The 18,074-nt window shown below is 61.4% G+C and carries 18 protein-coding genes; 4 read left to right on the forward strand and 14 right to left on the reverse strand.

The genetic code is table 11. The features are described 5' to 3' along the window. Positions 1 to 235 precede the first annotated feature (235 nt). The 11 genes from ACMGG9_RS16360 to ACMGG9_RS16410 all read right to left on the reverse strand — a co-directional run bounded on the left by ACMGG9_RS16360 (position 236) and on the right by ACMGG9_RS16410 (position 11,205). Entirely contained in the window at positions 236 to 808 is a 573-nt protein-coding gene (locus tag ACMGG9_RS16360) for a UbiX family flavin prenyltransferase (RefSeq protein WP_033643877.1), read from the reverse strand. 140 nt (positions 809 to 948) lie between these two features. After that, positions 949 to 2,466, reverse strand: coding sequence for an amidophosphoribosyltransferase (gene purF, locus ACMGG9_RS16365; RefSeq protein WP_033632500.1), 1,518 nt, complete (start codon positions 2,464 to 2,466; stop codon positions 949 to 951). A 21-nt stretch (positions 2,467 to 2,487) separates the two neighbouring features. After that, positions 2,488 to 2,988: a colicin V production protein gene (gene cvpA / locus ACMGG9_RS16370; RefSeq protein ID WP_004936119.1), complete on the reverse strand. Its 501-nt coding sequence runs from the start codon at positions 2,986 to 2,988 to the stop codon at positions 2,488 to 2,490. Positions 2,989 to 3,222: 234 nt separating this feature from the next. Next, positions 3,223 to 3,975 carry a cell division protein DedD gene (dedD, locus tag ACMGG9_RS16375; protein ID WP_033643878.1) on the reverse strand — a complete coding sequence of 251 codons (753 nt, stop codon included), beginning with the start codon at positions 3,973 to 3,975 and terminating at the stop codon, positions 3,223 to 3,225. Beyond that, positions 3,976 to 5,241, reverse strand: a complete 1,266-nt coding sequence (gene folC / locus ACMGG9_RS16380; RefSeq protein WP_033643879.1) for a bifunctional tetrahydrofolate synthase/dihydrofolate synthase — start codon at positions 5,239 to 5,241, stop codon at positions 3,976 to 3,978. It abuts the gene before it with no gap. Between the two features lie 191 nt (positions 5,242 to 5,432). Continuing rightward, positions 5,433 to 6,341 (reverse strand): acetyl-CoA carboxylase, carboxyltransferase subunit beta, encoded by a 909-nt coding sequence (gene accD, locus ACMGG9_RS16385; RefSeq protein WP_414161569.1) that lies wholly within the window; start codon positions 6,339 to 6,341, stop codon positions 5,433 to 5,435. 232 nt (positions 6,342 to 6,573) lie between these two features. Further along, positions 6,574 to 7,236: a DedA family protein gene (locus ACMGG9_RS16390; protein ID WP_004936130.1), complete on the reverse strand. Its 663-nt coding sequence runs from the start codon at positions 7,234 to 7,236 to the stop codon at positions 6,574 to 6,576. Between the two features lie 78 nt (positions 7,237 to 7,314). Further along, the gene (gene truA, locus ACMGG9_RS16395; RefSeq protein WP_046687554.1) at positions 7,315 to 8,136 is read right to left on the reverse strand and encodes a tRNA pseudouridine(38-40) synthase TruA; all 822 of its coding nucleotides are present in this window, start codon (positions 8,134 to 8,136) and stop codon (positions 7,315 to 7,317) included. Next, positions 8,136 to 9,146: an aspartate-semialdehyde dehydrogenase gene (locus ACMGG9_RS16400; protein WP_033643883.1), complete on the reverse strand. Its 1,011-nt coding sequence runs from the start codon at positions 9,144 to 9,146 to the stop codon at positions 8,136 to 8,138. The genes truA and ACMGG9_RS16400 overlap by 1 nt, the downstream gene beginning before the upstream one ends. 110 nt (positions 9,147 to 9,256) lie before the next feature. Then, complete coding sequence (gene pdxB, locus ACMGG9_RS16405) at positions 9,257 to 10,378, reverse strand: 4-phosphoerythronate dehydrogenase PdxB (protein ID WP_033643884.1); 1,122 nt, start codon at positions 10,376 to 10,378, stop codon at positions 9,257 to 9,259. Between the two features lie 53 nt (positions 10,379 to 10,431). Then, a complete protein-coding gene (locus ACMGG9_RS16410) occupies positions 10,432 to 11,205 on the reverse strand; it encodes an AraC family transcriptional regulator (protein WP_033643885.1) in 774 nt (257 codons plus the stop codon). Between the two features lie 117 nt (positions 11,206 to 11,322). Here ACMGG9_RS16410 and ACMGG9_RS16415 point away from each other — a divergent pair, with 117 nt between their 5' ends. After that, positions 11,323 to 12,243, forward strand: a complete 921-nt coding sequence (locus tag ACMGG9_RS16415) for a DMT family transporter (RefSeq protein WP_033651953.1) — start codon at positions 11,323 to 11,325, stop codon at positions 12,241 to 12,243. On the opposite strand, the gene ACMGG9_RS16420 is transcribed toward ACMGG9_RS16415, so the two are convergent. From ACMGG9_RS16420 to ACMGG9_RS16430, 3 genes are all read right to left on the reverse strand, one after another. Continuing rightward, positions 12,240 to 13,658, reverse strand: a complete 1,419-nt coding sequence (locus ACMGG9_RS16420; protein ID WP_033651954.1) for a sensor histidine kinase — start codon at positions 13,656 to 13,658, stop codon at positions 12,240 to 12,242. The two genes, ACMGG9_RS16415 and ACMGG9_RS16420, sit on opposite strands and share 4 nt — an antisense overlap. After that, positions 13,645 to 14,319, reverse strand: a complete 675-nt coding sequence (gene tctD / locus ACMGG9_RS16425) for a transcriptional regulator TctD (RefSeq protein ID WP_033643888.1) — start codon at positions 14,317 to 14,319, stop codon at positions 13,645 to 13,647. Before tctD ends, ACMGG9_RS16420 begins: the two co-directional genes overlap by 14 nt. 167 nt (positions 14,320 to 14,486) lie before the next feature. Beyond that, positions 14,487 to 14,816: a hypothetical protein gene (locus ACMGG9_RS16430; RefSeq protein WP_047025296.1), complete on the reverse strand. Its 330-nt coding sequence runs from the start codon at positions 14,814 to 14,816 to the stop codon at positions 14,487 to 14,489. A 274-nt stretch (positions 14,817 to 15,090) separates the two neighbouring features. On the opposite strand from ACMGG9_RS16430, the gene ACMGG9_RS16435 reads away from it, so the two are divergent. The 3 genes from ACMGG9_RS16435 to ACMGG9_RS16445 are packed head-to-tail and all read left to right on the forward strand — an operon-like array spanning position 15,091 to position 18,047. Next, positions 15,091 to 16,071 (forward strand): Bug family tripartite tricarboxylate transporter substrate binding protein, encoded by a 981-nt coding sequence (locus tag ACMGG9_RS16435; RefSeq protein ID WP_033651957.1) that lies wholly within the window; start codon positions 15,091 to 15,093, stop codon positions 16,069 to 16,071. Between the two features lie 15 nt (positions 16,072 to 16,086). After that, positions 16,087 to 16,518 carry a tripartite tricarboxylate transporter TctB family protein gene (locus ACMGG9_RS16440; protein ID WP_033643891.1) on the forward strand — a complete coding sequence of 144 codons (432 nt, stop codon included), beginning with the start codon at positions 16,087 to 16,089 and terminating at the stop codon, positions 16,516 to 16,518. 11 nt (positions 16,519 to 16,529) lie between these two features. After that, positions 16,530 to 18,047 (forward strand): tripartite tricarboxylate transporter permease, encoded by a 1,518-nt coding sequence (locus ACMGG9_RS16445; protein ID WP_016926872.1) that lies wholly within the window; start codon positions 16,530 to 16,532, stop codon positions 18,045 to 18,047. Positions 18,048 to 18,074: the final 27 nt, after the last annotated feature.

An 18,074-nucleotide genomic window follows, 5' to 3' on the forward strand; every position in this document is an offset into this window, starting at 1 on the left:
GTAATCGTGCCACATTAGGTGCTACGGGCGGAGGGAACGGCTCCGGCCTTCACAATACTGTTTCCTGGGACGATAACCGCAAAATTAAATCGGCCGCTCGGGGCCGCGCCACTGGCAGCCGCGACAGGACGGCGCCATGAAACAGTGAACGTGATGAAGTGGGATCATTATGGTGCATGCGCCGCCCTAATTCAGTGCGGTGTTGCACAAATGTACCAATTTGGGGATGAAAATGTTAATCAGCACCCTGCCAACGGGTGAACAGATCGGCCGGCAATTCGATATCAAACTGGTCGATCACCCGATTGACGGTCTGATCGATGATGTCTTCCACGCTTTTCGGCTGGTGATAAAACGCCGGCACCGGGGGCATGATCACCGCGCCCATTTCCACCGCCTGCGTCATCAGCCGCAGGTGCCCAAGGTGCAACGGCGTTTCACGCACGCACAATACCAGGCGGCGGCGTTCTTTCAGCACCACGTCGGCGGCGCGGGTCAGCAGCCCGTCGCTGTAGCTGTTGACGATGCCGGACAGCGTTTTGACTGAACAAGGCAAAATCGCCATGCCCAGGGTTTTGAAGGAACCGGAAGAGATGGCGGCGGCGATATCGCGCGCATCGTGAACCACATCGGCCAGCGCCTGCACTTCACGCAGACTGTACGGCGTTTCCAGCGCCAGCGTCTGCCTTGCAGCGTTGCTCATCACCAGATGGGTTTCCACCTCTGCGACGTCGCGCAAGACCTGCAACAGGCGCACGCCGTAGATCGCGCCGCTGGCGCCGGAAATGCCGATGATGAGTCGTTTCATGAAGAATGGCCTCTGCCGTAAAAAAGTAAAAAATAAGATCAGGCAGACTTTGCCGCAATGGCGAGGGATAAGCAAGTTCACAGGAGCAAGGCGCACCGCCGCAGACGCGGCGATGCCCCCTGATGGATCAACGCAGGCGGTTAGCCTTCGTTATGCAGTTCCAGATTTTCCGCTTCGGTTTGTCCCCGCAGCGCCTTGGCGTCGTCGTTGCGCAGCGACTCCAGGTATTCCAGATAGCTTTGATCGACGTCTTTGGTCACGTAGATGCCGTTGAATACCGAGCATTCGAACTGGGTGATGTCCGGGTTTTCTTCACGCACCGCTTCGATCAGATCGTCGAGGTCCTGGAAGATCAGCCCATCGGCGCCGATGATTTGGCGGATTTCATCCACTTCGCGCCCGTGGGCGATCAGTTCGTTGGCGCTCGGCATGTCGATGCCGTAGACGTTAGGGAAACGCACTTCCGGCGCGGCGGAAGCCAGGTACACGCGCTTGGCGCCCGCTTCGCGCGCCATCTCGACGATCTGCTCTGAGGTCGTGCCGCGCACGATGGAATCATCCACCAGCAGCACGTTCTTGTCGCGGAACTCGGCGCGGTTGGCGTTCAGCTTGCGGCGCACCGACTGACGACGCGCCTGCTGGCCCGGCATGATGAAGGTGCGGCCGACGTAGCGGTTCTTCACAAAGCCCTGGCGGTAGGGTTTGTCGAGAATGCGCGCGATCTCCAGCGCGATGTCGCAGGAGGTTTCCGGAATCGGGATCACCACGTCGATGTCCAGATCTTCCCATTCGCGGGCAATCTTCTCGCCCAGCTTCTGGCCCATGCGTACGCGGGCGCTGTAGACCGAGATCTTGTCCATAAAGGAGTCCGGGCGCGCGAAATAAACGTATTCGAACAGGCACGGATTGGTTTTCGGATTCTCTGCGCACTGGCGGGTGAACAGCTGGCCTTTGGTGGTGATGTACACCGCTTCGCCCGGCGCCACGTCGCGCAGGAATTCAAAGCCCAGGGTATCCAGCGCCACGCTCTCGGAAGCCACCATATACTCGCTGCGGCCATCTTCCAGCGTGCGTTTACCGATCACCAGCGGACGAATGCCGTACGGGTCGCGGAACGCCAGCAGGCCGTGGCCGATAATCATCGCCACGCAGGCGTAAGCGCCGCGCAGTTGCTGATGCATGGCGGCGACCGCGGTAAAGATGTTGTCGGCCTCCAGCGGATAATGCGGGAAGCGATCCAGCTCGCTGGCCAGCACGTTCAGCAAGATTTCCGAGTCGGAGGTGGTGTTGACATGGCGGCGGCCGCTTTCGAACAGCTTTTGGCGCAGCTCATGGGCGTTGGTCAGGTTGCCGTTGTGGGCCAACGTAATGCCGAACGGCGAGTTGACGTAGAAAGGCTGGGCCTCAGAGGCGCTCGAGCTGCCGGCCGTCGGGTAACGCACATGGCCAATGCCCATGTTGCCCTGCAAGCGTTGCATATGGCGCGCCTCAAACACATCCTTCACCAGGCCGTTGGCTTTGCGCAAACGGAACCCGTTGTGGGCGTCAATGGTGACGATGCCTGCGGCATCCTGGCCACGGTGCTGAAGCACCGTCAGCGCATCATAAATCGACTGGTTTACCGGCATAAAACCGGCGATACCGACAATACCGCACATGTTGTCTTTTCCTCATCAGCGCTACCGCCCCGGCAATTGGGTCGGCAAGAAACTCGACGTGCTCTGCAGGTAGTCAAAGAACCACCTGATGACGTAACTGAACTGGGGAATCAGCTGCGACTGTTTCCAGTCGGCACTTTGTGAAAAGCCGGTAAAGGTATCCAGGAAGAACAGGATCGCCGCAACGATCAACACGCCGCGCAATGCGCCGAAGCAGATGCCCAGCACCCTGTCGGTGCCCGACAGCCCGGTTTTCTCTACCAGTGAGCTAATCACATAGTTAACAATAGCCCCTACGATCAGGGTCGCGATGAACAAAATCGCGATCGCGATGCCGTTTCGCACCAGTTCATCTTCAAAACGAGTGAAATAGACCGCAAGGTAAGAGTAGAAATGGCTGGCAACAAAAAACGCACATCCCCATGTCACAAGTGACAATGCTTCGCGAACAAACCCTCGGATCAGGCTCACCAGAGCCGAAAATCCAATCACCGCTATAATGACGTAATCAATCCAGACCATGAACTATTCCAATGATGAATCGCCCCTGCATCCAATTCGCGGCGAATTCTAACAGAAAAAGAAAACGTTTGCGTAGGGGATTTCCTACCACGTTACAAATAAAAAGCGGCGATTAAAAAATTCCCAATCGCCGCGCCTACATAGGTGATTTCGCCTGTAAAAGGCGCGGTTTCTCTAGCGATCTCTCCACCACTCCTTAATTCAGGGGCGCATCCTGCTGCGCCCCTGCGGGGTTTAACGACCGTACGGCTTCACCTGCCCGCTCAGCCCGCTGATCGAGTTCAGCGACGGCAATGCCGCCTGCAGCTTCTGCTTGGAAGCATCCGGGCCGACGTAGATGCGGGTGATCTGCCCTTGCACCGGCGTTGACGGCACGGTGAAGGCGCGATAGCCCGAAAGACGCAGCGAAGCGACAATCTCGTTCGCCTTGGCGGCATTTTTCAACGCCCCGAGCTGCACGACATAGGCTTGCCCGGCCGGCGCTTTTTCTTCCGCCGGTTTCGGCTGCGGTGCCGGCTCAGGCTTCGGCGTCGGTTCAGGTTTCGGCTCCGGCTTAGGCGTCGGTTTCACTTCCACCGGCTTCGGCTGCGGCGCCGGTTTCGGTTTCACCTCTACCGGTTTGGTTTCCACCGGTTTCGGCTTAGGCTGCTGCTGCACCGGCTGAGGACGCGTCTCGACCGGCGGCGGCGCCACCTGCGTCGGTTGCTGAGCATTCTGTCGCACCGCCTGTTGCGCCGCCGCTTCGTTGGCCGCCTGCTGCTCGACCAGCGCGCCCGCCCCTTCCGGCGGCTGCGCCGGCAACGGCTGCGTCACCGGCGGCAACACGTCGTTCTCTTCGACGTCGCCCGCCTTCGGCACCAAAGGAATGGCCGCGAATTCATCCTCGTAATGCTTCTTTTTGCCGTCCAGCAACCCTGGCAGGATAATCACCCCCAGCGCCACCAGAATCACGGTTCCGACCAGTCGGTTCTGAAATTTACTCGCCACTCACACTCCCCGCATCTCGTCTGACGCCGCCATCACCTGCGCAACGGTGTGGAACGATCCACAGACGATCACAATATCCTGTTTATCAGCATCCTGCATAGCCTGCCGCCAGGCAGTTTCGACATCATTAAAGCGTCGCGGTTCCGCCAGATGTTGCGCCAGCAGTTCGACGCTGGCGCCGCGCGGGCCGTCGAGCGGTGCGCAGTACCATTCATCTACCTGCTCGCTCAGGCAGGCCAGCGTACCGGCGATGTCCTTGTCCGACAGCATGCCCACCACCGCGCGCACCTTGCCGCCGTCGCGCGGCAGCTTGGCCAGACGCCCGGCGAGATAGCCGGCGGCGTGCGGGTTGTGCGCCACATCGAGGATCAGCATCGGCTCCCGCCGCACGATCTGGAAACGCCCCGGCAGCGTCGCCTGCTGCAGCCCGGTGAAGATCGCGCGCTCGTCGATTTCCAGCGGGGAACAGTTCAGCGCCGCCAGCGCGGTAGCGGCGTTGGCCAGCGGCACGTTCGGCGTCGGCAGATCGGTCAGCAGCGTGTCGCCGCCCTGCCACTGCCAGCGATCGCCCTGCTCGCTGAAGCTCCAGGCTTCACCACGGCGATACAGCGGCGCGCCCAGCGTTTCGGCGACCTGGCGAATGCTGTCCGGCATGTCGGGTTCGCCCACTACCGCCGGCTTGCCGCTGCGGAAAATGCCGGCCTTTTCACGGCCGATGCTTTCGCGATCGTTGCCCAGCCAGTCGGTGTGATCGAGCGCGATGCTGGTGATCACCGCCACGCTCGGATCGACGATGTTGGTGGCGTCGAGACGCCCGCCCAGGCCGACTTCCAGGATCACCACGTCCAGCCGCGCCTGTTTGAACAGCTGCAGCGCCGACAGGGTGCCGAATTCGAAATAGGTCAACGACGTTTCGCCGCGGCCGGCTTCAATGGCGGCAAACGAGCGGCTGTGCTCCGCTTCGCTCAGCTCTTCCCCCTGAATGCGCACGCGTTCGGTGTAGCGCACCAGATGCGGTGAGCTGTAAACGCCGACGCGCAGGCCGGCGGCCAGCAGAATGGCTTCAAGGGTGCGACAGGTCGTGCCTTTGCCGTTAGTGCCGGCAACGGTGAACACCGTGGGAGCGGGGGTCAGTAAGTCCAGATGCGCCGCGACGCGCTGTACGCGCTCGAGGCCGAGTTCGATCGCCTGGCTGTGCAGACGTTCCAGATAGTAAAGCCACGAGCTCAATGGCGACGTGGCTTGGGGAATTTGGTGGTTTTGCATGAGTCCCATCACTGAACTTGGGTTCATTAATCCATCAGGGCACCACCCTCACCGCGGTAAAGGCGATGCGCTTCGTCACTGCCGCCCACCTGCAAACCGCAACGTCATAGGCCGCGGCCGGCAGGGAACGGGCATCAGCCGTCACTTAGCCACAAAGTGGCGGCTGAACCCGGGCGGGATCCGTCTTTGCCTCAGGCGTCGACCTGCTGCTCCGGCTCAATGACCGGCGCGGCCTCATCGAAATGCGGCTGCGGCTGGTTGGTCAGCTTGGACAGAATGCTCGCCAGCGTTTGGCGCATTTCCGGACGGCGAACGATCATGTCGATCGCGCCTTTTTCGATCAGGAACTCGCTGCGCTGGAAGCCCGGCGGCAGTTTCTCGCGCACGGTTTGCTCGATCACGCGCGGGCCGGCAAAGCCGATCAGCGCTTTCGGCTCGGCGATGTTGATGTCGCCCAGCATCGCCAGGCTGGCGGAGACGCCGCCCATGGTCGGGTCGGTCAGCACGGAGATGTACGGCAAGCCGCGCTCCTGCATTTTGGCCAACGCCGCGCTGGTTTTCGCCATCTGCATCAGCGACATCAGCGCTTCCTGCATGCGCGCGCCGCCGCTGGCGGAGAAGCACACCAGCGGACAGTTGTCCTCCAGCGCCTGCTCAACCGCACGCACGAAACGCGCGCCAACCACGGAAGACATCGAACCGCCGATGAAGGCGAATTCAAAGGACGCCGCGACGATCGGCATGCCGTACAGCGTGCCCTTCATCACCACCAGCGCATCTTTCTCGCCGGTCGCTTTCTGTGCGGCGACCAGACGATCTTTATAGCGCTTGGAATCCTTGAATTTCAGAACGTCTTTCGGCTCCAGATCGCTGCCCAGCTCCACTTCGCTGCCTTCATCCAGCAGGGTATGCAGACGCGCGCGCGCGCTCATACGCATATGGTGGTCGCACTTCGGACACACTTCCAGATTACGCTCCAGCTCGGCGCGGTAGAGAACCTGGCCGCAGCTGTCGCATTTGGTCCAGACCCCTTCAGGAATGCTCGCCTTACGGGTTTGTGTGATATTGCTCTTGTTAAGAATTCGTTCAATCCAGCTCATCGATGACCTTTCTGTTTGAACCTGGCACACGCCAGTCCGCTGTTCATGCTTTAACAATCCCCCTGAAAACACCCCCAATGAAAAAATGCCCGTTCGCCGCGCGGCAAGCGCGCGACCGAGGCATCGGCTTCAGGGTTGTTCGCAGGAACAGACCATAATGTCGCTCATTAAACCATATCGGCCCGACGCTGTGGACAAAAAACTGGTCGAACCGACAGGTTGAGCGATGTTTTTATTGTTTTTGCTGGCGGGCGGCGGCGCGCTTGTGGCGCCAAATTTCAATCACGCCCGGCAGAATCGAAACGATGATGATCCCGACGATCAGCAGTTTCAGGTTCTCCTGCACCACCGGCAGATCGCCGAACAGGTAGCCAGCATAAGTGAAGAGCAGCACCCAAACCAGTGCGCCAATCACGTTGTAGGCGGCGAAGTGGCGATAGGACATATGCCCCATGCCGGCGACGAACGGCGCAAAAGTACGCACGATCGGCACGAATCGCGCCAGAATAATCGTTTTCCCGCCGTGCTTCTCATAAAACTGATGCGTTTTATCCAGGTAGCTGCGGCGGAAGATTTTCGAATTCGGGTTGCTGAACAGCTTCTCGCCAAACAACCGCCCGATAGTGTAGTTCACCGCATCGCCGATGATCGCCGCCACGGCCATCAACGCCACCATGGTGTGCACGTTCAGATCGTTGGTCGGCAAAGCCGCCAGCGCGCCGGCGACGAACAGCAAAGAATCCCCCGGCAGGAACGGCGTCACCACCAAACCGGTCTCGCAAAACAGGATCAGGAACAGAATAGCGTAGACCCACATGCCGTATTGTGCGACCAGTTCGGCCAGGTGCACATCAATATGCAGAATGAAATCAATAATAAACTTGATGATGTCCATAAATTCTCTCATTGATACCGGGCGTTTCAATCACCCGGCAGAAGCACAAGGGAGCGACGCTTTCAGGCGTGCCGGCGTTTAATCGTCGGGTAAAAACAGCGGCCCCATCGGCGGCCGCGGGATGCCAAAGTGGTCGGGATAGTCCACGGAAACCAGATACAGCCCCTCGGCTCGCGCCGTCGCCGCCGCCAGATTGCGATCCTTCAGCGCCAGCAACTCGGCCATCCAGTTCTCATCCTGATTGCCGCAGCCGATCTCCATCAGGCTGCCGACGATGTTGCGAACCATGTGATGCACGAAGGCATTCGCCTTGATATCTACCACAATATATTCGCCGTAGCGCGTAACCTTAACGTGTTTTACGCAGCGCCACGGGGTGCGCGACTGGCATTGCACCGCGCGAAACGAGGTAAAGTCGTTCTCGCCCAGCAATGCCTGCGCCGCCCGATGCATGCGGTCCGCGTCCAGCGGGTGATAAAAATGCGTCACCCCCTGTTGCAACACCGCCGGCCGGTAGCGATGGTTGAAAATAATATAGCGGTAACGGCGCGCGGTGGCGCTGAAACGCGCGTGAAAATCATCGGCGACGGGGCTCACCCAGCGCACCGCGATGTCCGGCGGCAAATGGGTGTTGACGCCCATCGTCCAGGCGGCGTCCTTGCGGCGCGCGGTGGTTTCGAAGTGCACCACCTGCCCGGTGGCGTGCACCCCGGCGTCGGTGCGCCCGGCGCACAGCACGTTGATCGGCGCATCCGCCACCTTGCTCAACGCCTGCTCCAGCCGTTCCTGCACGCTGGCCACTTCTTGCTGCCGCTGCCAGCCGTAGTAATGGCTGCCGTCATATTCGATGCCCAGCGCTACCTTCAGCGTCGGCTGAGCGGGCGAGACCACCTCAGACATCAGTACATCTGCTCCTGCACCAGACGCTCGGCGGTTTCGATCGCCATCAACGCGCCGCCGAAGCGGACGTTGTCCGCCACCGTCCAGAACTGCAACAGCTCGGGGATGCCGTAATCGTTGCGCAGACACCCGATGCTGAGCGCATCGCTGCCGGAAGCTTCGGTGACCTGAGTCGGGTAATCATCCTCTTCACTCAGTTGAACGTCTTCGACCTCTTCAAGCTCGCTGCGCGCCTCTTCGGCGGACAGCGGACGCAGCGCTTCCAGATGCACGACCTGGGCGTGGCCATAAAACACCGGCGACTGGATGCAGCTCACCGAAATCGGCAACCCTTCGTCCTGCAGCACCTTGCGCACCTGATCGACGATCAGGCGCTCTTCGCGCACGCTGCCCTGCTCGTCGGCGACAAGCGGCAGCATATTAAACGCCAGCTGTTTAGTGAAAACGCCTTCTTCGGCCGGGATGCCGTTCAACAGCCGCGCGCTCTGGCCGGCCAGATCGTCCACCGCCGCCTTGCCGCGCGAGGATACCGACATCAGCGTCGTGACGTGCAGGCGCGACAGCCCCGCCTGTTCGGTCAGCGGTTTGATCGCCGTCAGCAGTTGGCTGACCATGCTGTCGGCCACCGCGACGATGTTGCGGTTGCGGTAATCCGCCAGCACCTGCGGGTTAACGCCAGGCACCACCAGCGGCACATCCGGTTCCATGGCGAACAGGCCGCTGGTGTCGATCACCAGACAGCCCATGTTGCCGGCCTCTTCGGCATAGCGCGCTGAAGCGTCGCTGCCGGCGACGAAGAAGGCCAGCTGCGCCTGCGACCAATCGAACTCTTCGGCGTTTTGCACCAGAAGAGACTTGCCGTTGAAGCGCACATTGGCGCCCGCGCTGCGTTCGCTTGCCAGAGGATAGAGCTCACCCACCGGGAACTGGCGTTCCTGCAACAATTCCAGCAACGCTTCACCTACCGCGCCAGTGGCGCCGAGCAGCGCGATATTCCAGCCGTCAGACATTGGGTTTTCTCCAGAGTATTTCATTCATAAAAGCAGACGGGCAGTGCAGCCACCGCCCGATAATCTTTGCCGCTCACTGTAGCGGCGTTGGCTTAAGACAACCTTACGCGCTACGCGATGCTGAAGCCCAACTTGCCGAGCAGCTCGGCGCTGGCGCTGTCATCGCATTGCACGGCCAGCGAAGACCACTCGCGGCGTTCCTGGTAGTGCTTGCGCAGGCGATCGAACTCGCCCGGTTGCCCGGCGACTTTGCGCAGCGGCGCATCATCGCGGCGCACATCATACACCAAGTGCATCAATCGTTTTAACCGCGCTTCATCCAGCGGGCCGTTGAGACGGATCTGGCTGAACTCCGGCACCGGCAGCAGCGAGGCCAACGCCACCTGTTGCGGCTGCCCCAGATGGCGGCTGAACGCTTCGAACACCTGAGTGGTGCCGCGCGCCTTGCCTTCCAGCGTATACCCGGCGATGTGCGCGGTGCCGATATCCACCCGCGCCAACAGCGGCAAGGCGAGATCCGGCTCCGGTTCCCACACGTCCAGCACCGTGCTCAGCTTTTTGCCTTTTTCCAACGCCTGCAGCAACGCGGCGTTATCCACCACCGGCCCACGGCAGGCGTTGATCAGAATGCGGTTGTCCGGCAACGCCGCCAGCAGATCGGCGTCCGCCAGATGCAATGAATGATACGGGCCGGATTTATTCAGCGGCGTATGGAAGGTCAGCACGTCGGCCTCGGCCACCAATTTCTCCAGTGGCCAGAATTCCCCGGCGTCGCCGCGATCGGCGCGCGGTGGATCGCACAGTAGCGTGCGCACGCCCAGCGCTTTGAGGCGCGCGTCCAGACGCGAACCGACGTTGCCCACGCCGACGATGCCGACGGTTTTATCCCGCAATTGGAAGCCATCGCGCTCGGCCAGCAGCATCAATGCGGAGAACACATACTCGACCACCGCGATGGCGTTGCAGCCCGGCGCGGCGGAAAACCCGATGCCCTGCCGTTGCAGCCAGGCATCATCGACGTGATCGGTGCCGGCGGTAGCGGTGCCGACAAAGCCGATGCGGCTGCCGGCCAACAAGGCTTCATTGACCTTGGTGACCGAACGCACCATCAGCGCGTCGGCATCCGCCAGCGCCTCAAGCGGGATCGGACGCCCCGGCACCGCCCGCACGTCGCCCAGGCGGCTGAACAGCTCGGCCGCATACGGCATATTTTCATCAACCAGAATTTTCACTGCGTTCTCCGACGGTTTACGGCTATTTGTCTGCGAAATAGTGTGCCACTGAATCAGGCACGGCGAAAGCGCTCAGGGGTGGTGCCGGCGATCTGCTGGAACATGACGATAAAGGCCGACGCGGAGCTGTAACCGACCTCCAGCGCCACGTCCTGCACGGTTTTGCCCTGTTCGAGCAGCGACACGGCGTGCAGGAACCGCAGGCGCTGGCGCCATTCGCTGAACGGCATGCCCAAATCCTGCTGGCAGCGGCGAGACAGCGTGCGCTCGGTGGTGTATACCCGCTTCGCCCACGTCGCCAGCGAAGTGTTGTCCGCCGGGCAATGTTCCAGCGCTTCCAGCACCGGCGCCAAAAATTTGTCGTCCGACGACGGCAGATAGGTTTGCTGGCGCGGCGACAGATGCAGTTGGTCGATCAGCACCTGGCAGAGGCGCAAATCCGCCTCCGCCTGCGGAATGTACTGTTTGCGCGCATAGAAATCCTCGGCGATGGCGCGAAAGATCGGCGTCACATTGACCAGGCAAGGATCGGCCGGCATGCCGGCGCACAGCGCCGGCGCGATGTCCACCATGCGGCACTGCGCCAGCCGCTGGTTGTAACAGGAGTGTTCGATGCCCGCCGGCGTCCACAGCACGTACTCCGGCGGCGCCAGAAAGCGCTGCCCGCCGATGCGCAGCACCATCACCCCGGCTTTGACCCACATCAATTGGCCCCAGGTATGGCTGTGCGGCTGGAATTCGGTGCGGACGTTGAACTCCTCGCAACGAAACTGCACCGGGTTTGGCGCCGGGATCAGCGACTCGGGAAAATGGCGGATTTCTGGCATGGTTTCGTCTCGTGATTTGTCTTATTTACGCCGATTTTTGTCTGAATATCGTTATATATGATAAACCGGACACGCGTAGACTAGCCAGCATGTTGGACGCTATTGAGAATAATTGTCATGAATATGCTTTTCCCCCTGCTGGCCGTGCTGATTTGGTCGATTAACGCCGTCGTCAGCAAACTCTCCGCCACCGCCATCGATCCGGCGGCCATCTCGCTCTACCGCTGGCTGCTGGCGCTGATCGCCCTGACGCCGTTTGTGCTGCCGGGCGTGCTTCGCAACTGGGCGCAGGTGCGCGCCAACTGGTGGAAGCTGATGATCCTCGGCTTGCTCGGCATGGTGCTGTATCAAAGCCTGGCCTATTACGCGGCGCACAGCGTCAGCGCGCTGTTTATGGGCATCATCGTGTCGCTGATCCCACTGCTGACCATCCTGATCAGCATCGTACTGCTGCGCATTGCGCCGACCGTCGGCGTGCTGCTCGGCAGCATTCTCTCCTTCTGCGGTTTGATCTGGCTGGTCAGCGGCGGTCAGCCCGGCGCGCTGTTGCAGCACGGTATCGGCAAAGGGGAATTGATGATGCTGCTCGCCACCGCCTCTTACGCGCTGTATGGCGTGTTGACCAAACGCTGGGCCATCGCGCTGCCGAACTGGCAATCGCTCTACGTGCAGATCCTGTTCGGCGTGCTGTTGCTGCTGCCGAATTTCCTGATGGCGCAGGATGTCGGCTTGAACGGCCATAACCTGCCGCTGGTGCTGTTCGCCGGCATTCCGGCCTCGATCATCGCGCCGTACCTGTGGATTCAGGGCGTCCTGCGCCTGGGCGCCAACACCACCTCGATCTTCATGAACCTGGCGCCGGTGTTTACCGCCGCTATCGCGGTGCTGTTCCTGCATGAACAATTGCACGGTTACCACCTGATCGGCGGCGGCATCACCCTGCTGGGCGTGATCCTGTCGCAGCGGCTGCGCACGCCGCTGACGCGTAAAGCCAAAGCCCCGGCGGCAGGCGCAGATTCCTGCAAAGAACAGGCCTAAGCCAGCAACCTGAAACGCACCCGCACCAACAGGCCGCCCAGCGCGGCGGAGCTCAACAGCTCCGGGCGGGTGCCGTGATACGCGGTGATGTCCTTCACCAACGCCAATCCCAAACCGGCGCCCGGCTGATCGCCCACGTTGTCCAAACGATGAAACGGCTGCAGCGCCAACGCCTTGTCCTGCAAGGCGATGCCCGGGCCGCTGTCTTCTATCTCCAGCACCCCTTCCCCCGTAGCCTTGTCCCGCGTAAGGCGGGCGGTCACCACGCCCTGACGCGGCGTGTATTTCAGCGCGTTGTCCAGCAGATTGGCACACAGCTCGGCCAACAGCAGCGGCTCCCCCGCGACCTGACATGCCGCTTCACCCTCGAAACCGAGATCGATCTGTTTGCTGCGCGCCTGCGGCAAGCGAGAGAAACAGGCGTCGCGCAGCACCTGCGCCAAATTGACCGGCTGCAGCTTGCGATCGGCGCTGTGCTCGCTGGCTTTCAGGCGCGAGAGGTGCAGCAGACGGTCGGTGAGCGCCACGGTGTTATCCAGCGTCGCGCTCATCGCCTGCAGACTTTCGCGCCACTGCTGCGGCCGATCGCTGGCCAGCGCCACCCCGACCTGGGTCTTCAGCACCGCCAGCGGGGTGCGCAGCTGGTGAGAGGCGTCGGCGCTGAAGCGTTCCTGACGCGCCACCATCAGCCGCAGCCGTTCGATGTAACGATTAAATGCCACCAGCAGCGGCTGCATCTCCGACCAGGGAAGAACCCGCGGCAAAGGCGTCAGTTCGCCCGGATCGCGCCGCAGCATGATGCCGGAGAGTTTACGCATCGGCTTCAACACCCGCTTGAGCAGCGCGAACGCCAGGATCAGGGTCAACACCACCACCGTGCCCTGGCTCAACAGCGCCGCGATCATCATCTGCCGCGCCAGGTAACGACGCGATTCCAGGGTTTCCGCCACCAGAATGGTCGCCATGCCGCTCACGCCCGACTCGTTGACCGGTTGAAACAGCGCCGCCACGCGGATCGGCCGGCCAAGGTATTCCGCATCGTAGAAATGCACCAATGCCGGATAGAGGGTGGAGCGTGGAATGTGGGGCGGCAACGACGGCAAATCGTCATAGCCCGAGATGCTTTTCCCCTGTGGCGAGATCACCTCGTAATAGAGCTGATCGTTCATGTTGCGCTCGAAGCTGTCGAGCACCACATAAGGCACATCGACCGCCAGCTTGCCTTCGCGCACCACCAGCCGCTCCGCCACGGTGCGCGCCGACGCCAGCAGCGTGCGGTCGTAGGCCAGGGTGGCGGCGCTCATGGCGCTGAAGTAGTGGGTGTAGATAGAGATGCCGCCCAGCGCCAGCAGCGGCAGGCCAAAAAACAGCAGCAGTTGATAAAACAGCGAACGCGGCGCGTTAAACCACCGCATTGCACAGTTCCAGGCTGTAGCCCAGACCGCGCAGCGTGACGATCGCCACGTCGCTGCCCTGCAGCTTTTTCCGCAAACGGTGTACGTAAAGCTCAATGCTCTCCGGATTGGCCTCGTCAGACAGCGTAAACACCTGCTCAAACAGCTGCTGCTTGGCCACCGGGCGGCCGCGCCGGTGCATCAGCGCGGTCAGCACCGCCAGCTCGCGCGGCGTCAGCGCCAGCGGTTTGCTCTCCAGCAGGAAATAACCTTCGTCATGATAGGTCAACGCGCCGTATTGCAACGCCGGCTGCGCGGCGCCGACGCTGCGGCGCAGCAACGCCCGAATGCGCGCCTCCAGCTCGTCCAGTTCGAACGGTTTGGTCAGGTAGTCGTCCGCCCCCAGATTCAGGCCTTTCACCCGGTCGGTCACGTCGGTGCGCGCCGTCAGCAACAGCACTGGCAGATCCTGCCCGCGCTTGCGCAGGCGCGCCAGCAAATCGAGACCGTTCAGACGCGGCAACGCCACATCCAGCACCGCCAGCGCATAGCGTTCATTAAGCAACAGGTGGTCGGCGGCCACGCCGTCCGGCGCGACGTCGACGGCAAATCCGGCGCCGGTCAGCGCCTTTTGCAACCAGTGAGACAGCTCGGGGTGATCTTCAACCAATAACAGTCGCATGTTCCCATTCCATTGATTTACCTGAACAACCAGACACCGATGCGGCGTCTGTTAACAGGTCGATAACAGAGAATGGCATGGAAAATAAGGGGATAAAAGAGCGCCGCGCCGCCAGTTTTGGGAGCTGGCACACAATTATGCGTACTGGGGCGCGCTCGTGTGACGCCTCAGATCAGCGTGATGGGGCTATCGGCGAGAGCAAGATCCAACACCGGACGCAGCTTGTCGGCGGTAAACGGCGAAGAAACCAGCACGGAGCGGTTGTTGGCGGCAAACACCAGATCGATGCCGGTCACGCAGGCGGTCATCGGGCAGACATACTTTTCACCGTCGGCGTTGACGAAATGCAGCTCAAATACGCCAATCTCAGGGCGCAAGCGCTTCACACGACACTGCCCGGCTTCTCCCGCCATCTCGGCGTAGACCTCTGGCAAGCGTTTAATCGCACATACCTTGGCGCTGTCCCTGCCGCCAAACAATTTCCCTAACGAAAACATATCACTGCATCTCTATTCATTTTATTACAGATGATTTTAACGTGAATGACTATCGGCAATCCTGACATTACGCAGGGTTTTGGCCGGTTTTGCGTGCTGTTCTCTGCGCCCATTCTATGTTAGCGCACCCGCCGTTCGCTCGCGACAAGAGACCCTAATCACAGACTGGAAACTTTTCCGGCCACTGAAAGGTAAATGAAAGGTTGTTGTTTTAACAATTCCGCAACCGCATTCGGCGGGATTCACCATCAGACAATACCGAGGGTAAGTCACAATGAAAAAAATAATGACCCGTACCTTTACCGCCGCCGCCCTGTTGCTGGCGGCCTCTCAGGCCTTTGCCGTGGAAGCGCCCAAACGCACCGAATGCATTGCGCCGGCCAAACCCGGCGGCGGCTTCGATCTGACCTGCAAACTGATTCAGGTATCGCTGCAGGACACCAAGGCCATTGATAAACCGATGCGCGTCACCTATATGCCCGGCGGCGTCGGCGCGGTGGCCTACAACGCCATCGTCGCGCAACGCCCGGCGGAGTTCGGCACCGTGGTGGCCTTCTCCGGCGGTTCGCTGCTCAACCTGGCTCAGGGCAAGTTCGGCCGCTACAACGTGGACGACGTGAAATGGCTGGCGGCGGTCGGTACCGACTACGGCATGATCGCGGTGCGCGCCGACTCGCCTTACAAAACCTTGAAAGACTTGATGGACGCTTTCCAAAAAGATCCCAACAGCGTGGTGTTCGGCGCCGGCGCCTCGATCGGCAGCCAGGACTGGATGAAAACCGCGCTGCTGGCGCGCGAAGTCGGCGTGGATCCGCGCAAGATGCGCTACGTGGCGTTCGAGGGCGGCGGGGAACCGGTCACCGCGCTGCTGGGCAACCACATCCAGGCGGTATCCGGCGATCTGAGCGAAATGGTGCCTTACCTGCAGGGCGACAAGATCCGCGTGCTGGCGGTGTATGCCGAGCAACGTCTGCCGGGCCAGTTGGCCGATATTCCCACCGCCAAAGAGCAAGGATACAGCCTGGTGTGGCCGATCATTCGCGGCTTCTACGTCGGGCCGAAAGTCAGCGATGAAGAGTATCAGTGGTGGATCGACACCTTCCAGAAAATGATGGCGACCGACGAATTCAAGCAGCAGCGCGATCTGCGCGGCCTGTTCGAATTCAACCTGACCGGCAAAGAGCTGGACGCCTACGTGAAGAATCAGGTTGCCCAATACCGTGAGCAGGCGAAAGTGTTCGGCCTGGCCAAATAACCGCAGGGGAAAACCATGAGCGATCGTATTTTTGCCGGCTTTTGGCTGCTGCTGTGTATCGGCGGGCTGTTCATCGGCTGGGGCATCCAGAGCGAATACAGCTATGAACCGCTGGGGCCGCGCCCTTTCCCGCTGGCGATCCTCAGCCTGATGGCGCTGTGCGCGGCGCTGCTGTTGCTGCGCCGCCCGCAGGCGGTGGAATGGCCGCACCACAAGGTGATGCAGCGGCTGCTGGTGCTGGTGATCACCCTGGTGCTGTATGCCTGGGGGTTTGAATGGCTCGGCTTTCCGCTGGCGACCGCGCTGCTGACGTTCAGCATCGGCCTGCTGTTTCAGGCCAGCCTGCCGGCGGCGGCCATCTCCGGCGTCATCATGGGCGCAGCGTTGTACTACGCCTTTGACCAACTTCTCGATGTCACACTGCCGCTCGGCGCCTGGCTGAGCTAACGGGAGCGATGATGGATACCTGGATGTATTTGACCCAAGGGTTTGAAGTGGCGCTGGTGCCGCAAAACCTGATTATCGCCCTGATCGGCTGCTTCGTCGGCACCATCGTCGGCCTGTTGCCGGGGTTGGGGCCGATCAACGGCGTGGCGATCCTGCTGCCGCTGGCGTTCGCCCTCAAACTGCCGGCCGAATCGGCGCTGATCCTGCTGGCGACGGTGTATATCGGCTGCGAATACGGCGGACGCATCTCGTCAATTCTGCTCAACGTGCCGGGCGACGCGGCGGCGATCATGACCGCGCTGGACGGCTACCCGATGGCGCAGCAGGGGCGCGCCGGCGTGGCGCTGTCCATCTCGGCGGTCAGCTCGTTCGTCGGCTCGATGATCGCCATCGGCGGCATTATTCTGTTCGCGCCGCTGCTGGCCCGCTGGTCGCTGGCCTTCGGCCCGGCGGAGTATTTTGCCCTGATGGTGTTCGCCATCGCCTGCCTCGGCAGCATGATGAGCCAAAACCCGCTGAAATCCCTGCTGGCGGCGCTGATCGGCCTGGGGCTGGCGACGGTGGGCGTCGACGCCAACACCGGCGTTTACCGCTTTACCTTTGACAGCGTGCACCTCTCCGACGGCGTGCAGTTTATCGTGGTGGTGATCGGCCTGTTCTCGGTCAGCGAGATCCTGCTGATGCTGGAAAGCACCAGCGCCGGGCAAAAGCTGGTGCGTAAAACCGGCCGGTTGCTGTTCAACCGCAAAGAGGCGGCGCAGTGCGCAGGCCCTACCCTGCGCTCGTCGGTGATCGGCTTCTTCGTCGGCATTCTGCCAGGCGCCGGCGCCACTATCGCCAGCGCGCTGACCTACATGACCGAAAAGAAAATCAGCGGCAACAGCGACACCTTCGGCAAGGGCGACATCCGCGGCGTAGCGGCGCCGGAAGCGGCCAACAACGCCTCGGCCTGCGGTTCGTTCATTCCGATGCTGACGCTGGGGGTGCCGGGTTCCGGCACCACGGCGGTGATGATGGGCGCGCTGACGCTGTACAACATCACCCCCGGCCCGGCGATGTTTACCGAACAACCGGATATCGTCTGGGGGCTGATCGCCGCGCTGCTGATCGCCAACGTCATTTTGCTGATCATGAACCTGCCGCTGGTCGGCCTGTTCACCCGCATGCTGACCATCCCGCTGTGGTTCCTGGTGCCGGCGATCGCCGCGGTATCGGCGGTGGGGGTTTATGCGGTGCACAGCACCACCTTCGACCTGCTGCTGATGGTCGGGTTGGGCGTGTTCGGCTACATCCTGCGCAAAATGCACTTTCCGATGTCGCCGCTGATTCTGGGCTTCGTGCTGGGTGAGATGCTGGAGCAGAATCTGCGTCGCGCGCTGTCGATCAGCAACGGTGAATTCGGCATCCTGTGGAGCAGCAGCATCGCGCAAACGCTGCTGGTGCTGGCGGTCGCGGTGCTGGCGCTGCCGCCGCTGCTGCGCCTGATGCGCAAACGCCGCCAACCGGCGGCCGAGGCCAAGGCCGAGTAACGCGTAACGGGCGGGAATTTCCCGCCC

Source organism: Serratia sp. BNK-10 (assembly GCF_047456065.1).
Classification (GTDB): domain Bacteria; phylum Pseudomonadota; class Gammaproteobacteria; order Enterobacterales; family Enterobacteriaceae; genus Serratia; species Serratia ureilytica.